15 protein-coding genes are annotated in these 18,730 nt (G+C 37.1%); 3 read left to right on the forward strand and 12 right to left on the reverse strand.

What is annotated here, in order from left to right:
• Positions 1 to 12 precede the first annotated feature (12 nt).
• Together P0Y49_16885 and P0Y49_16890 are read right to left on the reverse strand one after the other, a co-directional pair.
• On the reverse strand, positions 13 to 693 hold the full coding sequence (locus P0Y49_16885; protein WEK18467.1) for a peptidylprolyl isomerase: 681 nt from the start codon (positions 691 to 693) through the stop codon (positions 13 to 15).
• An 84-nt stretch (positions 694 to 777) separates the two neighbouring features.
• Positions 778 to 1,416 (reverse strand): hypothetical protein, encoded by a 639-nt coding sequence (locus P0Y49_16890; protein WEK18468.1) that lies wholly within the window; start codon positions 1,414 to 1,416, stop codon positions 778 to 780.
• A 118-nt stretch (positions 1,417 to 1,534) separates the two neighbouring features.
• On the opposite strand from P0Y49_16890, the gene P0Y49_16895 reads away from it, so the two are divergent.
• Together P0Y49_16895 and P0Y49_16900 are read left to right on the forward strand one after the other, a co-directional pair.
• Positions 1,535 to 2,332 (forward strand): helix-turn-helix domain-containing protein, encoded by a 798-nt coding sequence (locus P0Y49_16895; GenBank protein WEK18469.1) that lies wholly within the window; start codon positions 1,535 to 1,537, stop codon positions 2,330 to 2,332.
• A gap of 68 nt (positions 2,333 to 2,400) precedes the next feature.
• On the forward strand, positions 2,401 to 2,871 hold the full coding sequence (locus P0Y49_16900) for a DUF6265 family protein (protein WEK18470.1): 471 nt from the start codon (positions 2,401 to 2,403) through the stop codon (positions 2,869 to 2,871).
• A gap of 17 nt (positions 2,872 to 2,888) precedes the next feature.
• Here P0Y49_16900 and P0Y49_16905 read toward each other — a convergent pair whose 3' ends face one another.
• Entirely contained in the window at positions 2,889 to 3,800 is a 912-nt protein-coding gene (locus P0Y49_16905; protein WEK18471.1) for a DUF6263 family protein, read from the reverse strand.
• 77 nt (positions 3,801 to 3,877) lie between these two features.
• Positions 3,878 to 4,735: an NAD(P)-dependent oxidoreductase gene (locus tag P0Y49_16910; GenBank protein WEK18472.1), complete on the reverse strand. Its 858-nt coding sequence runs from the start codon at positions 4,733 to 4,735 to the stop codon at positions 3,878 to 3,880.
• 112 nt (positions 4,736 to 4,847) lie between these two features.
• Here P0Y49_16910 and P0Y49_16915 point away from each other — a divergent pair, with 112 nt between their 5' ends.
• Positions 4,848 to 5,282, forward strand: a complete 435-nt coding sequence (locus tag P0Y49_16915) for a VOC family protein (GenBank protein WEK18473.1) — start codon at positions 4,848 to 4,850, stop codon at positions 5,280 to 5,282.
• 88 nt (positions 5,283 to 5,370) lie between these two features.
• Here P0Y49_16915 and P0Y49_16920 read toward each other — a convergent pair whose 3' ends face one another.
• The 8 genes from P0Y49_16920 to P0Y49_16955 all read right to left on the reverse strand — a co-directional run bounded on the left by P0Y49_16920 (position 5,371) and on the right by P0Y49_16955 (position 18,632).
• Complete coding sequence (locus P0Y49_16920) at positions 5,371 to 6,729, reverse strand: TlpA disulfide reductase family protein (protein ID WEK18474.1); 1,359 nt, start codon at positions 6,727 to 6,729, stop codon at positions 5,371 to 5,373.
• A complete protein-coding gene (locus P0Y49_16925) occupies positions 6,726 to 8,108 on the reverse strand; it encodes a TlpA disulfide reductase family protein (protein ID WEK18475.1) in 1,383 nt (460 codons plus the stop codon). Before P0Y49_16925 ends, P0Y49_16920 begins: the two co-directional genes overlap by 4 nt.
• Positions 8,109 to 8,113: 5 nt before the next feature.
• Entirely contained in the window at positions 8,114 to 10,255 is a 2,142-nt protein-coding gene (locus tag P0Y49_16930; GenBank protein WEK18476.1) for a S46 family peptidase, read from the reverse strand.
• 31 nt (positions 10,256 to 10,286) lie between these two features.
• The gene (locus tag P0Y49_16935) at positions 10,287 to 11,396 is read right to left on the reverse strand and encodes a TlpA disulfide reductase family protein (protein WEK18477.1); all 1,110 of its coding nucleotides are present in this window, start codon (positions 11,394 to 11,396) and stop codon (positions 10,287 to 10,289) included.
• Between the two features lie 92 nt (positions 11,397 to 11,488).
• Positions 11,489 to 13,024, reverse strand: a complete 1,536-nt coding sequence (locus P0Y49_16940; GenBank protein ID WEK18478.1) for a PKD-like family lipoprotein — start codon at positions 13,022 to 13,024, stop codon at positions 11,489 to 11,491.
• Between the two features lie 30 nt (positions 13,025 to 13,054).
• A complete protein-coding gene (locus P0Y49_16945) occupies positions 13,055 to 13,798 on the reverse strand; it encodes a DUF4843 domain-containing protein (GenBank protein WEK18479.1) in 744 nt (247 codons plus the stop codon).
• Between the two features lie 45 nt (positions 13,799 to 13,843).
• Positions 13,844 to 15,265, reverse strand: a complete 1,422-nt coding sequence (locus P0Y49_16950) for a RagB/SusD family nutrient uptake outer membrane protein (protein ID WEK18480.1) — start codon at positions 15,263 to 15,265, stop codon at positions 13,844 to 13,846.
• 28 nt (positions 15,266 to 15,293) lie between these two features.
• Positions 15,294 to 18,632, reverse strand: a complete 3,339-nt coding sequence (locus P0Y49_16955) for a SusC/RagA family TonB-linked outer membrane protein (GenBank protein ID WEK18481.1) — start codon at positions 18,630 to 18,632, stop codon at positions 15,294 to 15,296.
• Positions 18,633 to 18,730: the final 98 nt, after the last annotated feature.

Consider the following 18,730-nt stretch of genomic DNA (forward strand, 5'->3'; position numbering starts at 1 on the left):
GTACGTGTATCCTTAGTCTTTTCTTTTCAATTGCAGCTTAAGTTTTGCAGCTTCTGCTTTAGAAAGCACAACAGGATTAAAAACTACAGCTTGAAGTGGCATATCATTTTTATCGGTAGCCACTTCATTAATTGCATCTGCCACATCCATACCGGCCACTATTTCTCCAAAAACGGTATAATCCTGATCCAGATTTGGCGTACCTCCTATTGTTTTATACACTTCCCTTTGCGCCGGCGGAATCTTTCTGTTCTTCTTATGCTCTACAGCATCCAACTGTGCATCAGTCTGTTTCTTGCCGGCTACCAGATAAATCTGTGTGAAGTACGATCCTTTAGCAGCGTTGTCATCCCTACCTGCCCCCAAAGCGCCCTTCTTATGAAATAATGAAGGCTTTATTTCAGCAGGGAATCGCTTGGCGCCAAGCTCAGGGTGCCTATGCTCTCTATTCAAAATGGTATCGTCCAATTCGCCTCCTTGACTTACAAAGGATTTTATAACCCGATTAAATTCGGCATTTTTATACAAGCCGGTTTTAATACCGTTTAAAAACATGTCTCTGTGCTTTGGCGTTTCATCGTACAGCATAATGGTGATGTTACCTTTATTGGTTACAAAACGTACAAATGTAGATTGCGCTTTTGTTAAAGCAACAAGCAGAATCAGAGATAAAGAAAGAAATAGTTTTTTCATGATAGGTGTTAGCCTTGCCAAGATACAATTATTGCCACAAAAAAGTTTCCAATCTACATCTGTGAGTTTAAATTGGAAAAAGAATTATCCTATTTTTTTTAAACAGAGCAAATGCGACAATAATACGAGAGGCACTACAATAGCGGGTAACAAAGTATAAGGGAATTGCAGAATGGCTAGATTTGGCCTATCAAATGCCAGTTGCTGTATAGGCGAGGGTGCAGACAAGATCGCTATACCGACAATTATGGCTAAAAATACTATTCCAACGATATTCCATACTCTAAATCGGGTTTGACCAACTTCCATTTCGGTCACTATTGTCCAGCCCAACATCAGCGCAGCTGAGATCCCCATTAAGATATCGAAGTTCCAGCCCGCAAAGGTCATGATCACGGGGATCTTGCCTTGAATGTATAATTGAAACAATACCAGCTCTACCGGTATCCTTAAAATATGTATACCAATCAAGTAATTGCGTCGTAGCCCAATCAGTTGTATTTTCTTAAAGGAATAGATCACAAAAATGATAGCCGGCACAATAACCAATAATATCCTTGGAGGCATCGCAGTTGTATTTTTAAAGAAACCTAACCAGGAAAGCAAGGCTACAACCAATATCCAACCTACATACAATAAAAAGCCCTTGTTCTGTTTTCCTGTGCCCAGGTAAAACAAGATAACTGATAAGCAGGTTACGATAATAAATGTGATTTCTGTCATAGCATTTCGTATTATCCGAATATACAAATCTCGTTATTAACTATAAAACTATATTTTCAGTTAATCTTCGGGACGTTCTCTATTTTTTTAGTGTGAATTGATTTTCATAATTTGCAGTATGAAATTCATCAAAATAGCTCCTCATTCTAGTCTAACACAACTCGTTGAATGCTATTGGATGATGCAAAGTGATGATCCTACGCCCAGGATAGAAAAGATTATCCCCGATGGTTTTACAGAGTTGATCTTCAATTATGGGAGTGTTTATAAAGCAAAAATAAATAAGGAATGGCATGTACAAAGTCCGAACTTATTAGCTGGACAAATCAGCAGCTATTTCTACCTGGAAAATACCGGACCTACAGGTTCTTTTGCCATCAAGCTAAAACCGGCAGCATTAACCCAGCTATTTAACTTAAGCATGGATCATTATCTGGATAAAATCGTTGACCTGGATACTTTCCCTAATCAACAGCTCTCAACCTTGAAAGAAAAAGTACTTCCATTCCAAAATGAGCATCACCTTAAATCGGTTTTAGATAATCATTTCATTGAACTAAGCAAAAACGTATCAGAAAACCCGATAAAAGATACGTTAAACCTCATCTTTGACTCAAACGGGAGGTCCTCTGTTAGAGAGATGGCTTCAGTTGCAGGAGTTGGTGAGCGACAGTTGGAGCGCCTGTTTAAAAAATACATCGGGCTTTCGCCCAAATACTATGCCCGGATCATTCAGTTCAATTATATCTTTCAACTGATCAAATTAAAAAAAAGCAGCTGGACGGAGATCGTTTTTCAATCCGGTTATTACGACCAATCGCATTTTATCCGCAACTTCAAAGCTTTTACAGGGGAAGACCCTTCCTCCTATTTTTTTGAAGAGAAAAATATGGCCAATTTTTTCTTAAACAAGTAAAATTAACCAGGTCGGTTTTGTACAATACCACTGAAGCAACCATAGTTATATTTGGTTAAAAAAAAATTATGAAAGTCAAAAAACTAGCGCTTATTATTCCACTCATTCTACTAATGTCTACAGTTTATGGACAAGAAAGCAATAAAGAGAAATTTAAAAAATTGCAATGGCTTGTTGGAAAATGGATCAGAACCAATCCAAAAGCAGGACAATCCGGTTATGAAACCTGGACAAAAGTAACAGACTTGAAGCTTACCGGGGAAGGTGTTACACTAAGAGGGAAGGAAACTATTTTTTTAGAGAACCTTGAATTTATCGTAAAAGGGAATGATATTTTCTATTCTGTGATGATTACAGGTGAAAAAAGTCCGGTTTATTTTAAGCTCACGGCGTTAAATGCAAATGGCTTTACTTGTGAAAATCCCGAACATGACTTCCCTAAAAAAATAGCTTACCAGCGAAACGGCAAATATGTTAAAGCCATTATTTCAGGCAATGGACAAAGTATGGATTATAATTTTGTAGCAGGCGAGCAATAAGATCTTTCCTCTTTTTTTTATTTGTTTAAACTATTCGTAATCACAATCTCACTTTTGACATGCATGGGTATCGTCGTCCCGCCAAGAGCTGGTGTCCCCTCTTTTATTTTTAAAGTACCGGTGATGTCCTGATCAATTTTTGCTTCGGTTATCAGACCTGTTTGTTTATCTATTTTATTAGTAGAATTCATCGTTCCGGATAGATCATATCGTATTGGTACACTGCTAAGTTGGCTACTATTGCTACTTCCTACCCTAAGTTTAGACTTTCCACTGATCAGGTACTCCGATCCTGTGATTTTATCCAATTTGTAAACTGCATCAATTTGCGGCGCCATCACATTATCTCCGCCTAAGCGTGCAACAGTCCAGCTATCCCCCTCCTTTACAGATTTTTGAGGATACACATTCATCCCTAGCTCAACCTTCTGTTTGATGGCTTTATCACCATAGGAATCAACTAGCTGTTTAGCCATTGCTGTCCTAAAAGTTGCAGGGAAACCCGGCAGATCCCTAATTAAATCGGAGAATATAGAATCAGTCCCAATGGTTGCTATGACGCGGCCGGCATTTGAAATCTTCACCTCATATGATTTACCTTTTAAGGCATTGAGTATCGACCACATTAAACTTTTAGCAACAATACTGGAATCTCCGTCTTTTATCACCTTCGTCGACATAGACTCATACGTTACCTTAAACGTATAAATACTATCGCTCACATTGACAACCTCGTATTTGTTTACCATATCGGAAATACTCGAACTTATCATTTCCTTACCCATAATGGTTTGGGTAGTGGAAGTTCTGGTGATCATATGTTGTGTATATTTCTGGCCCTTGGTCAATTTGATCAATATTCTACCAGATTCAGATTTACAAGTTAACAGACTGACAGCTGCAAGGAAAAGCCATAAGGTTTTTTTCATAAAGCGTTATGTTGGTTATAATTATACGGTTAAGATACCGAAAATTACAACAAGACAAACACGTTTACATTAATTAACTACTTCCTTAAATATTTAATTACCGCCATCAAATCTTCTTCTCCGAGACCACCTGCAGCCGCAGCTTCAAATGTATTTAATAATGGGACGGAAAGTGGTGAATTTAACCCTGCTCCTTTTGCCAGCCTTAAATCTTTAACTATGTATTTTAAAGCAAATGCCGGAGGAAAACTATCTGTTAATACAGAAGGAGTTTTCAATTTAATAATTCCATTTCCACAAGCTCCCTCATTGATAATGGTTAACATATTTTCTTTGCTTATGCCATTTTGTTCGGCAAAAAGAACAGTTTCAGCTAATGCCTGAATATTGACCCCTAACAAGTAATTGATAGCCAGCTTAGCTGAGCTTCCTGCTCCTGCAGTCCCTAGATACAAAGTAAGTTTCCCAAGTACATCTAAAATCGGTTTAGCTCTTTCAAAATCTTGTGTATCACCCCCCACCAGAATGATCAGTTTACCATCCCTGGCAGGCTGTACGCTACCCGAAACAGGCGCTTCCAAAAACGACACTTGCTTGTTTTTGCAAAGTGCAGAAAGATAGCGAGAGGTTTCCGGAGCAACCGTACTCATGTCTATCAGCAGTGTTCCTGGTTTTGATCCGGAAAGCAAGCCATCAGCTTCATTGTAAACAGATTTCACCGCTAGATCATCTGCAAGCATTGTAAAGACTACATCGCAATGCGATGCCAGCTCCTGAAGGCTTTTTGCTGACTCCGCCCCTGCTGCAATCAATTCCTCTTCTTTGGCCTTACTACGGTTAAAAACCATCAGTTCGTATCCGGCTTTAAGTATATTTAAAGCCATTGGAGTACCCATATTGCCCAACCCGGCCCAGCCTATCTTCAATTTGTTCATAGCTGATAAAGTTACAATAATATTTCTCATCAAAATACATCAAACACATGATAATGCTGAATTGTTATCGAGTCATATTATCTTACATTTGACAACTTAAAAAATAAATAAAATGGCAAAAGTATCAATTTATCTAAACTTTCCCGGCAGTACCGAAGAAGCCTTCAATTTTTACAAATCAGTTTTTAAAACCGAGTGGAGTTCACCTATAATGAGGATGGATAGTATACCAACTCAAGATGATATGCCGCCACTTTCTCAGAAGGACAAAAACAAAGTTATGCACGTTGCATTACCTATTCTTGCCGGTGTTGAAATTATGGGTACTGACACATTGGAAAGTATGGGACACCATACTGTAATTGGAAACAACACTACAATTAGCCTTCAACCCGACACCAGGGAAGAAACAGAAAGGCTGTTTAAGTTATTATCAGATGGAGCTACAGAGATCGCTCCTTTGCAAGACCAGTTCTGGGGCGCGCTTTGGGGCTGCTGTTTAGATAAGTACGGAATTCGTTGGATGTTTAATTTCCCAACAAAGTAAAATATTACACACCAAAAAGAAATATGGGGAAATTAATCTCATAACTAAACATTCCCTAGTACCAAGTACTAAGGAATGTTTGATCATTTTAATAAGCTTTATTCAGGTATTCGTTTAACAGCGCTTTCAACTTTGGATCACTTGGACGAGCTGAATCTATATCCACGATGTTTCCATTTTTATCAAACACCATAAATCTAGGGATACCATTAATTTTATAATCTTTTGCAATTTTTGACCATCCACTAGCCATCAGCTGTACACCAACCAATTGTTCTTCGGCAACATACTTTTTCCATTTGTCCTTATCCTTCTCTTCATCAACAGAAACACTCATAAATACGACATCTTTGCCATGAAACTCCTTTTCCAATGCTTTCAGGTAAGGAATTTCCTTTACACAAGGACCGCACCAAGTTGCCCATACATCTACCAATACAACTTTCCCTTTAAAATCACTTAAAGAAACTTGCTTGCCAGAAACATCAGGGTAAGTAAAATCGATAGCTTTAGCTCCAGGTTTATAGACATCCATCTTTTTAGCGATTCCTTCAGCACGCATTTTTTGATCATCTGAAATGAAATACTTACCGTATTTGTCTACAATATCCTTGTATTTAATGTACGATTTTGCAAGACCGGCATACTTCAATGCATACTCGCCTTTTAGTTTGTCACCAGCAATAGACATCACATTTCTATCAAAATCAGAGCCTAATCCTTTATTCTTAAATGCAACTAGGTTATCGAGCATGTTTACTCCATATGGAAACTTCAACAATTCATCATTTTGAAGAAACTGATTGGCATCAAAATTCTTAACATAATTGGTATAATCCTCTTCACTAGGTTTAGAGGCCGTAGGAACCAATAATAGTGTTAAAGCATAATAAGCAGGGTCATAATTAACCGTACTTTTCATCAATTGATCAAAGTTTGCATTTCCTGTTTCTTTACCAATCAACCAGTCTTGAGCCTTGCTAGTGACTTGATCTAAAAGTGGAAAAAAGTCCGTAAAGCCTCTGCGTCCACGATTAAAATAAACGGTTTTCCGTTCCAGTTTATAGTTGAATTTATACCACTGCTCCAATACTTGATTTTCTTTATTGTTTTTTCCAGTAAGGACGTAAGTAGAGTCGGTTAGGATAAGATTAATCTTATCATTGCCTTTAACATAAAGCTTGAATTTATCTTGAAGGCCTTGATTTGCATCTCCAAAGCCAACAAGGTAGTATCCTTTATACACAGGTTGAAACTTAAAGTTAAAACTGCCGCTGGTTCCTGGTATTCTTTCGGCTATTTCCTCAACACGGCCATGCTCAACTTTAAAAAGCTTGACTTTGCTGACCTTCGACTTTTTAGACAGCCCTGTAATTTCCGTGAATTGTGCTTGCGTTGTAAAGATAGAGCCTAATATAATTGCTAAAAATGCAGCTGATCGTTTCATTTGTTAAGGTTGGTTATTAGTTCTGTAAGGTAAATTTTAAGCAATGGGTTAGATGGACGCTTGCAAGCATTATTGTCAAGTACTTTACCTTCCTGATCTAAAATCACAAAACGCGGAATTCCGGATTTGCCAATTTTATCAAAGAAAGTATCTTTTTTACTATCCATAATTAAATGATGATCGCTGCCCACATTTCTTTTTTGAAGAGATTTCTTCCATAGATCAATACTATAATCACATGAGATGGAAAGAAATACAATATCCTTTCCATCCATCTCGTGCTCAAGCTTATTTAAAAAGGGCATTTCGGCAATGCAAGGTTTACATCCCGTATTCCAAATGTCGACATATATTAATTTGCCTTTAAAATCAGCAATAGATACTTGTTTACCCTTCAAATCCTGAAAAGTAAATGCACTCATATCTGTTTTAGCCGGTGCATATTCAAATATCTTCATATTTCTCTCCTCCTTGGCTTTCATCGCAGTAACTTTAGCCATATTTCCCGGATTTTTAATCAAGGGCAGGGCCGCGTTCATCTCGGCTTGAATATTTCTAAAATCACCCATGTTAACAGAATTATCAAGCAAAACCAACATAAAGGCTTCACGTAATTTTTGATTTTCAATTGCATTGCCGAAATCTGCAACCCAGGTATTGATATTTTTAATCTTCAATTGCCCGGCATTCATTCTAGCATACATCAATTCAGTAAGTGTTTGCCACCAATTTGGATAAACCATCATTTCCGGAACTAAACTGATATTCAAATCATTCATATCGGCTACTAAAATATCATTGCTACTTCCATGATATTTTGATTCGATAATTGGTCCAAATACCTGATCGAGGTACAAGCCTTGTTCGTTGCCTAATAAAAGTGCCTTATTGCGAATTACCTCTACATTGGTTGATATATTAATCGCATTTACCCGGTTGATATAGGTTTGAGCAAGCGTAATATTGCCAGCTTGTTGATAAGGATTATCTTTGCTGTTCTCGTATAAAAACTGATTCAACAAGCTCCCCTTACCACTAAATGTAAATTGACCATTCAGCAAATTTATGGTAAGCTGATCACCCGGTTTAAGGTACATTTCCAGCTTATTCAACGGCTCTGAATTACTGGAGATCACATAAAACCCAGCCATATCCAGGTTAAGAGAGAAATTAAACAGTCCATTCGAAGTAACAGCATCCGAACCTTTAATGGTACGAGGCGATTCGCGATTGTATATGACCAGTTTTGTCCCTTCCAATCCTTTAAAACTACCCTTTATCCCAGTTACTATACCGGCTGTAGCAAATCCTTGAAAAGCGAACAACACCCCGCAAAAGAGCAGAATTACTTGTTTATGTATTTTTTTTATGATGCGCATATTCACTAACCTTGATTCGCTTTTTCAATTTCTTTAATTATCCTATCACTGCCTGAAAACTTCTCAGTGATCAACAATACATAGCGAATATCTACGCAAATTACCCTATGCAGGTCCTTATTGAAATTAAACTCCCTTGTCATAGATTCCCAGTTACAATCGAACACCAATCCAATGATGCTTCCATCGGCATTTAACATCGGACTTCCCGAGTTTCCACCGGTAACATCTCCGTTAGTAACAAAACAAACAGGCATTTCAGCATTTACCCCGTACTTTCCATACAATTTTCCCTGCCAAATGCTTTCCAATTTCTTATTCAGGAAATAATCCTTATTGGTTGTATTGACCGTTTTAGCCATCAAGCCATTCAGTGTGGTCTGAAATGGCGTGATTTTTCCATCCATTTCAAGATCAGTAACTGTTCCATAAGAAAGTCGGATTGTTCTATCTGCATCCGGATAATACCTACCCCCTTTAAAATCAACCAGGCTATGCGTATATGCAGCAGTATATTTAAATGCTTTAGCAGAGTTTGATGACGCTTGTGTACTGATTTCTCTTTGCTTTTTTTCGATAGACTGACTCAATAGCACCATTGGGTCATCTTTTAAATCAATTGAGGGCTTATTTAGCCATTCTTGTATTTTCACCCCATCTGCAAAAACTGAATTTTTATATACTTCATCAATATATTTATCAATGGAAGCAGCTGAATTGAGTTTTTTTACTGCAAAAATTTCAGGTTGCAAATCTGCAGGTAAACTATCAATTAATAGTTTGAACAGTGCTTTTGTAACTCGCTTATCTACATCATGATTAAGATTTCTATAATGTTGTTTAGTTGTACTTGCGAGGTCAATTCTTAGGGAGGGACGCTGTTTTAAATTTTCAGTATAATTGAGGAAAGATAGTCCAAAAGAGGAAACAAACCTTATTATCCCTTCAGTAGAAAAACATTCATTGTAATAAGTTAAAGCACGTTTGTACTTTGCATTCTCTGTGGTCTCCTTTTCCATGCCGGCCAAAACAGAACCATATTTAAGGCGACTTGCTTCATCCTTCAATACCCATTTTTCCCATTCCTTTTCATATTTCTCTTTACTTTGGATAATATTGAGCTTATTTACCCAGAAGTTCATTCCAACAGCATTCTTATAATAGTTCGCAGAATTAGCATATTCCTCTGCGTACCCCTGTTTAATTAGGGGGCTTTTGTCCATCTCCTCTTCCCAAATTGATTGACGAAGCCCACGTACAGCGATCATCGGGGGATTGAGTACTTGAGTTTTTTCCTTAATCTTATACGATGTAGCATCACGGTCAGACGTCGAGGGATAGCCCATCGACATTGCAAAATCACCTCTTTTATAGCCGGTTGTAGAAATATGCAAATAGTTTTTAATGCCCAGTGGAATATTTGTTTTAGAATAAGCAGCCGGAGCACCATCTTTATCTGCATAAACCCTAAAATAAGCAAAATCGGCACTGTATCTAGGCCACATCCAGTTATCGGTTTCTCCACCAAATTTTGTCACATTTTTAGGTGCTACACCAACCAGACGTACATCTTTGTATTGTAATTGTAGAAAAAGCACAAAGAACGCATCATTCTTATAGGATCTAATCTGCACTCTATATTTTGGATATTTTTGTTGATATTTCTTGATAACAAGCCCTATTGCATTTTTCACATTATCCGTACCCGAAGCATCACTCTGGAGCTGCGACTTTACTTCATCAGAGACATTCAATATCTTTTTATTGACTGTAATTACCAGATCCTTTACTGGAAGTTCTTGTGCTACGGTATTGGCCCAATAACCATTTTGAAAAATATCATTTGTGGGGGTAACATATTGCAGAATTGCACCATAAGCGCAATGGTAATTGGTTAGAATTAACCCCGAACCAGAAACAATAGAGCCAGTGCATCCCGAACCAAATCCAATAACCGACTCACTCAGCGCACCATCCTGACCAGTTATTTTCTCTATCGGGATGTTTAACCCCATTGCTTGCATTTCTTTAGCATTTTGTTCCAATAAGGCTAAGAGCCACATACCTTCATCGGCATGTACTTTTGGAATAAAAGACAATAGGAAAGTCGTAAGTAACGACCATTTAAAAAGATTTTTTTTATACATATAAATTTCTAAAAAAAGGTATGGTCACTAACTACTTAACAAACAAATCTGCTAAGAACTTTTTAAGCTCTTCGCCCCTAATGTTATCTCCAATTACTTTTCCTGAAGGATCTATGATCCATATTGCAGGTATGCCATCAATACCATATAGCTTAGCCACAGGAGAAAGTTTCCCAACTTTAAGATCCGATGCATTATTCCAAACCAAACCATCTTTTTTAATGGCTTCTTGCCAAGTTTTAAGGTTATCATCCAAGGAGAAAGAAATCGCCTCTAAACCTAGCGGATGGTATTTTTCATAAAGCTCTTTTGTATGCTTGTTTTCAGCACGACAAGGCACACACCATGAAGCCCAGAAGTCTAACAACACATATTTACCTTTGAATTGCGACAACGTAATTTCCGTTTTACCATCCTCACGTACAGCTTTAAAATCTGGCGCCATCATCCCAACAGAAATCTTCCTAAGGATATCAAATCTTTCCTTCATCTCTTGGTAATAACGGTGTTTAGCGAAATAAGGCTGAAACCTCGTTAATAACGATTCAATCTCATCATGTTTAAGCATCGGCAAAGGAACTTTTGCCAGGTACAATGAAACGATTGAATTCGGATAATTTTGAATTAGAGAGTCGACGTAGTGCTTTTGTCGCTTGTCTATTGCAGCATATTGCACCTTTTTTTCTTCCTTCGGCATATCTTTGGCCTCCACACTCAACTTATTACGCTCTTGCGAAAGCGAAATAACATAATTCTTATATAGATTCCAGCGTACATTTTCTTTAGTACCTTTAATTTCGGCTGTATACATGGTATTTTTATCAGCCAATACTTCTATAATCCCCGGTTCGGCAATAAAAGAGAAGGAAGATCTAATTGTGCTGAGTCGCACATCCAATAGTTCATTAAATTCTTTTGCAGGAACAGTAAACTTAAATTCACCATTCGCATTAAATTTGGCTGAAGCTACTGTATCTACTGTAAATTCACCAGTTCTTTTTAGCACGACTAATGTGGTTTTTTCGTCGATGCCTACGATCTTACCTTTCACTACACAATCATTCTTAGCGGCAAAACTCTGCAACTGCAAAAGAGAAAGGCCAATAGTTGATACCATCAACTTAATTTTGTTAATTTTCATTTTATATCAAATTTTTATATTAAAGGGGATTGATAAATGGAATTCATCAGGCTTTTATAACACAATGAATTCCATTAATATTAGCTCAAAAATTACAAGGCTTTATAAGCCATTGATGCAATTTTACCAAAGCCCATATAGGCTTTTATGGTACCAAAAGCACCGCTAACCTCATTTACATCAATCTGTAAAAGTGTACCAGCTTGTGTAGATGGATTGTATAATGCTACATATAAAAGCTTACTCTCATTAGGATGCACAGAACCAGAAATCGCAGCAATTTTTAACAACTTCATACTTGTAATCACATTGCCAGGGTAAGTAGCAGCTACATCATACAGCATAGCTGAAGGATTAGTACTGGTATAGTTTTCCTGATAAATTTTAGTATCCGTAGCATAATACATGATATCGGCCTTGTTCCCAAATGCAAAATACTTTGCAATATTGAACTCAGTAATTGTTCGGATATCAATCCGTGCAACACCTCTATTTCCATCGTCTGCTATACTAAAATCACATTGGAATAACTCTCTGGTATTTGGATCATTGGGGCTTTGCATTATGCAATTCCAACGATTATTAAAACCATGTTCTGCATATACCATTTCTTTACCTGTATTTTTCAGATCAAACTTCGCTGCAGTTCCTGCTGTCAAAAATTCTTTAACCTCTCTATTGCCATTAATATACAAGAAACGTTTATTTAGCTTATCGTAAATTACTCCGTAATACGAACTGCGCATAAACGTTGCTATATATGGTGCCGCCACATAATTTATTCCATTTCCAAAACATTTTACTCCTATTTTATTCCAGATATTTGCTGAAGCCTGAGGATTAAAATATAGGTCTCCTTTGTTTATTAACAATTCATTATAACTCCAGTAATTATAGGCCTCAAATTGAATTTCGCTAGACGCCATAGGGCTCAAAAACATGTTGCTGTAATTGTCCATTATGCGGAGGTCGTTACCATTCAGTCTATATCCGCCTAAATTCGCCTTTGTAAAAATACCTACAGAACCATTTGGCTGAAAAGAAACTCCAGCACCTTCGGCTTGCATTTTTGTGCCATTGGTTTCGGAGAAAACGTTGGATTGAATGTAGTCTGTGCCAACTGGCATAATGGTACTCACCTTATTATTCACCACAATACTAATGTCACTGCTGCTTGCATTCCCATGCAGCACCATCCATCCTGGTGAGGCATACGACCTAATGGTCATCGGTTTTTTGATCAACTGCGAGATTCCGCCATTAGCATTATCCTTTACAATTAAAACCAAAACATAATCTCCGGGTAAATCAACCACTTTAAATGATAGGTTTTTAGTTGTTGACAGCTGCTTGTCTACATACGTTCCTGTAGCCGGATTAGCTGCATAACTAACTTGAACAAGGCGCCATTCGTAGGTTAAGTTCTGAGTAGAACTCCCTGCCGCATCAGTAGGATTAACGTTAACTACATCGTTTTGACTCACCACAAATTTACTAGCGAATGATGTCGTATCAATAAAATAGCTATTCAGCTTATCATATACATAATTACCTTCGTCTTTAGCACAACCAGCTAAAAACAGCATAAAGGCAATTAAAATCGGTAAAAAATTATAATATCTTTTCATATCAATTTCAGATTAAAGTACTAAAAACAATTATCCCGCACCACCAACTCCGGTCCATATTGCAAACCCTACAGTTCCAAGTTCATCAGTTAATGGTGTATTACCAGGTGTATTGTTGTAATCAATTAATGCTTGTCTAACCAAGGCGTTATAATAGCCGAGCATCACCAAATTCATTGGATCAGGAAGTTCTACGGTGTTACAAGCTTTCAGGATAAATGCATATCTGGTTTCAGTAAAAGTGCCAAATGCGGATCTATAATTCGAAGTGTCCCAGATATCTGGTTTTAAGAACTTATCCCCCCAGATAAAAACTGCTTTATTATAACGTTCATAACCTATTTTGAAATCCTTACTTTCTTGTACCTCTACTTGAAGACGAACCGATTTATTAAGCAAACCGGTTCTATAAATTACAATTGGGATACGTACTTTAAATGCATTGGCAGGCATTATTTTGCTGTCAATTTTAAAGTTCAAACCTTCTACTGCGGTCGACTTATCTGTATTTATTTTAATCCCAACTTGACGATCTACCGCAGCGGCATTACCCATAATGCAGGCATTGAACCACAGCGTATCCTGATCTTTAACAGTAGGATGTGCCGGAAAAGAGTAAATAATAGAATCACGTAAGGCCACACTCCCCGTTCCAGGTATCTGAAAAAAGATCCTTGGGTCATTCTCATAACCCGCTATATTTTTTTCAGAACAGGAGCTTAAAAGAAAACCCAATGAAAAAACCAAGGAGCAAACTTTAACTATTGCTTTCATTTGAATATTTTTTAAATAGTTTAACAATTTGAAATAAAAACCCAATTACTTACCAAATTCAATTTCAGCATCTGGTAATGGTAGAATCAACTGCTTATCAGTTAAAGTCGTAAATGCATTTGGGAATGTAGGAAGTTTCAGTCTTTTACAATAGGCAAACAACTGTCCTTCCCCCTGGAATTCTTTCCTATACTCTTTTAATATTTCTGCCTGAATCTGTGCAGGTGTTAAGGTATATACCAATGCTGTGCTAATCCCCCGTTTGGTTCTAACCAGATTTAAGAAGTCTATTGCAGCGTTATTGTCAATACCAATATTACATTCAGCCGCGATATAATTCATTTCAGAGCGACGAACCAATGGAATCATCGCAGCGTAAGCGACATTATACCCATCAGGCTGATAAAATTTATTGATATAATAATTTCCAGCTACCAATTTTGAAGTATACAAATAACGGATATCATTAGCCCCTACGGTAGCACTTTCAAACATATTGCTGTAATTGAAGGAGCTTTTTTGAAGTTGATTAAAAGGGAAGGCTGCATATATCCAGGTATTACCAATCGTCTTTAAATCATATACATTGAGCGCAAAAAGGTTTTCAGTTGAGAAGGTATAATCTCTGTCCTTTTCTAAGCTAGCCGTGATATTTGCAGTTTTTATCCAAGGGAAAATCTGATCACCTTTATTGATTACCTCCATTGCATTAGCCAAGGCATTTATTTTATCGCCCTTCCACAAGTAAGCTCTTGCAGCAATTCCTTTTACAGCAAAATAATTTAAACGCTGGTGACGTTTGTTCAGAAACTCATCGGTTGAATTTTTTAAGCCCTTCTTAATTGGGTCTACATTAAGATTAATTGCTGCGTCATTTAAATCCTGCAAAATTAAATCCATCACCTCATTACCCGTTAAACGTGGTCTAACATTAGTAGAAAGTGTTTTCAAATAAGGAATTGCCGTTCTAGTTAAATCAGTTGATGCAAAAAGTCGCATCAAATCAAGATGGATAAATGCCCTCATTGCCAATGCTTCTCCTTTAATGATCCCATAATTGTTATCGGTAAACAAAGCTTTACTTTCATCAATATGATCTAAAATGTTATTCACATTTGCAATCACATTGTACATGGTGTTCCACATATTATCCACTATTGGACGTAGTGTTATCGGTTGATAAGTAAAGTTGGTTGTCGACAAATCCTTATACCTGGTGTTATTAAATAAGTCATACTGTGCCGCTGTTGCATCCATAAAACCAAAAGTCAATTCGCGACCATAAAGTGGTTCAGTTTTCATGATCGAATAACAGCCTATTAATGCATCTTTGTACCCTTGTTCCGTTTCCAATAACACTTCTGATTTTATTTTTGTACGCGGTTGTACATCAAGCCATTTTTTACAAGAAGTGCAAGCAATCATTACGAAAAGCATCAATAAGCTTGCATATATTTTGTTTCTCATTTCAAATTCTTTTAGGTTAATCAATCTATTAAAAGTTCGCATTTAAGGTTAATGTACCATAACGGGCAAACGGATAAGTTGTACCACGCTCAATACGTACTGTGCTGAACTGATAAACGTCGTTTAGGTTAAGCATAACCTGTAAACTCTGTAGTTTTAACTTTTTAACAAATGCGTAACGATAAAAATCGTATCCTACACTTACAGATGAAATGCTGAATTCACTTAGGTCTTGTACAAAGCGTGAAGTGGCAAGAGTAGCCGCATTTCTTACTCCAATGTTTTTATACAATGCATTATCACCCGGTTTTTTCCAGCTATCATAATAGGCACGCTTATCAACATTGAAATTTAACAAGGCATTTTCCACTTTATCAACCAAGGTTTGGTTGTAAACTTGGCCACCCATCCTATAAAGGCCAACTACCCCTACACTAAATCCTTTATAATCAAAGTTGGCCCCAAGGGTTCCAGTAATTTTAGGCTGATTAATACCAACAACAACTTTGTCATTTGCATCCCAGATATCCGTAAGCGTACCATTTTTCTTCACAAAAATCTCTTTTCCTGTGGCGGGATCAATACCATTTGAGCGTACCGCCCAAATTGCATCTAATGACTGACCTTCCTCAAATCTAACCAATGGTTTATTACTAGTTTTCGATAGTTGATCCTGTTCATTTGTTAAACTTTGAAGCGAGTTCGAAATTTTAACAATTTTGTTGGTATTAGATGCACCTGTAGCAAATAGATTCAGTGATTGTCTATTACCACTATTTGCAAACATTTTGTAATTCACTCTAAATTCGAAACCTTGATTAACCAGCTGACCTAGATTAGCCTTGTAAGTACCAAAACCAAGTGATGGTGGTGTAGTAATATCCGTTAAAAGATTATTTGTTATTCCTTTATAAACTTCAAAACGTAAGGATAAATGATTCATCAGTTCAGACTCAATACCTATATTGTAGTCCATACGTTGCTGCCATTTCAAATCATTATTAGCCAATCCATTCAAATAAGCACCAAGCATTCCTTGATAAGAGTTGTCTACAAAGTAATTGTACAACAACATGGCCTGATACGAATTGAAGTTCTGCGAACCTGTATTTCCTAATGAACCCCTTAATTTTAATAAGTTGATCCATTCTACATCAAAGAATTTTTCTTTATAGATGTTCCATGCCGCACCCGCTGACCAGAAAGCACCCCAACGGCTGTTGGTTCCAAATTGAGATGAAGTACCGTAACGAATTGATAAATCTGCAGCGTACCTACCATCATAAGAATAGTTAACAGCAGCTAAAGTGCCCAATTCTCTACTGAGAGACTCACTCCCAAAAGGCTTACTATTTAAGGCATATTGTTTGGCAAAAATGATATTATTCATTCTATCATTAGGAAAACCAATGGCCGAATAAAGATAATTTTCAGAATTGTCTTCTCTAAGAATTGCACCAATATTCGTAAATAACGAATGGAGACCCCATACTTTAGAATAGTTTATATTTAAGTCACCAGATACCATAGATGCCTTACCATTCCCTTTATCATAGGTTCCTTTTAAAAATGCATTGTCTCCAGTAAGACTGATAAACTTAGTATTACCTCCTGGATAAAAAAGCTCAGAACCATTTACGGTACTACTTACTCCTACCCTACCAATCACCTTAATGTCCTTGGTCGCTGCCCATTCTATATGTGTATTATTAGTGAAATTGGTATACTCAGTAGTATTTTTGGAATTGAATGTAGCATTATACATTGGGTTGTAAACCATTTCGGATGAAACCGGTCCTATCCCTAAAAATTTACGCACTGAACCGTCTTCATTATAAGGTCTCCAATACGGATTCAATTTAGCATAGTCAGAAAAACTGCCATATGGAGAATTTATAGCTTTTACATTGTTTAACTGAAACTGATTTCTGAAAAGGACATTTTTATAGCGATAAGTCAAAGAGAATGAGCCCCCATAATTATTTCTTTCACTTCCCTTCATCACACCTTGAGTGTTATTCGTAAAGAACGAAAGCGCAACCATTAAACGTTCATCTCCTGCATCCAAACTTAGTGCATGTTTACTTGTCCTGCCCACTTGCACAGGTTGTGCTAACCAATCTGTATTGACGCCACTTTGTACTTCTTTTAAGTTGTTATAGTATAAGCTATCAGCTATTAAACCAACAATCGGTTGAAGACGATCATAAGCGCCTAACTGTTTTTCTAAAGACAATTTTTCAAATGCGTTTGATAAGTTATAACTACTCAAGTCAGGATTTTCTATACCAAAAGTTCCAGTATAATTGATTCTTAGTTCTCCCGGCTTAGCTTTTACCATTTCGATCACAATCACACCATTTGCCGCTCTTGATCCATACAAAGCTTTAGCTGATGCATCTTTTAAAATGGTCACAGACGCTATCCTTACCAAGGGTAAATCTGAAATTTTATCTATAGTCATTTCAAAACCATCCACAATAAATAGTGGTTGATTTGGCCTTGTAGCATATTCACCTTTTAAATCTGGAAATGAGGACGATCCTCTGATCTGCATATCAGGTAATCTGTTCGGATCGGAACCATTAGCGAAATCTGTGATAAGATTCAAAGAAGGTTCAAGATTTTTCAAACTCTGAAAAATATTCTGTGAACCTACCCTTTGCAACTCCTTTGCCGTAAATGTTGTAAATGATCCCGTAAAGCTTTCTGCTTTACGGGTAAAAGGTATACCCGTTACTACGACTTCATTAATCGTATTGTTACTTTCCTCCATCACAACTTTTAAGAAAGTTTTTCCCGCAACAGCAATACGTTGAGGTTCCATACCGATGCTGCTGATCATTAGCACCGCATTATCGGCCACATTCAATTTAAATTGACCGCGCTCATCAGTATTAGTCCCTTTACCTGAACTGAGGTCTTTTACTGTAACTCCAGGCAAAGGTTGTTTACGATCATCGGTAATTTCACCGGATATTAATTTCGTTTTTGAGTTAGCATTACCTGCCTTTTCATCTTTAGGACCGATAACTACTGTATTGTCACGAAAGACAAATGTTAAACCTGTGTTATCCAGTAACTGTCCGAGCACTTTATCTAGCGGCTGGTCTACTACCGTTAAAGAAACTTTAGCTAAAGCATTTAGATGCTCATGGTTGTAAAATATATGGAGCTTTACCTGTTTTTGAAGGGCATCGAAGGCTTTAGAAATTTCAACATTCTTAACGTTCAAATTTACTTTCGGCGTTGATTGCGCTATAGCGTTTATTGAAAAGGCTAAAAATAAAATACTTAACCCTATTTCCCTGAAAACACCTATTAATTTATTTTTTATTCTGGTTACTTTTTCGTAATTATTTTTCATTAGTTTTGGTTTGGTTGGACATAATAAATCCCAGATGCTTGGCTGAAGCAATGATTTATGAAAACTTACCTAAAACGGGGGGTGGTCGCACATCACCC

The sequence above is a fragment of the Candidatus Pedobacter colombiensis genome (assembly GCA_029202485.1).
Taxonomy (GTDB): domain Bacteria; phylum Bacteroidota; class Bacteroidia; order Sphingobacteriales; family Sphingobacteriaceae; genus Pedobacter; species Pedobacter colombiensis.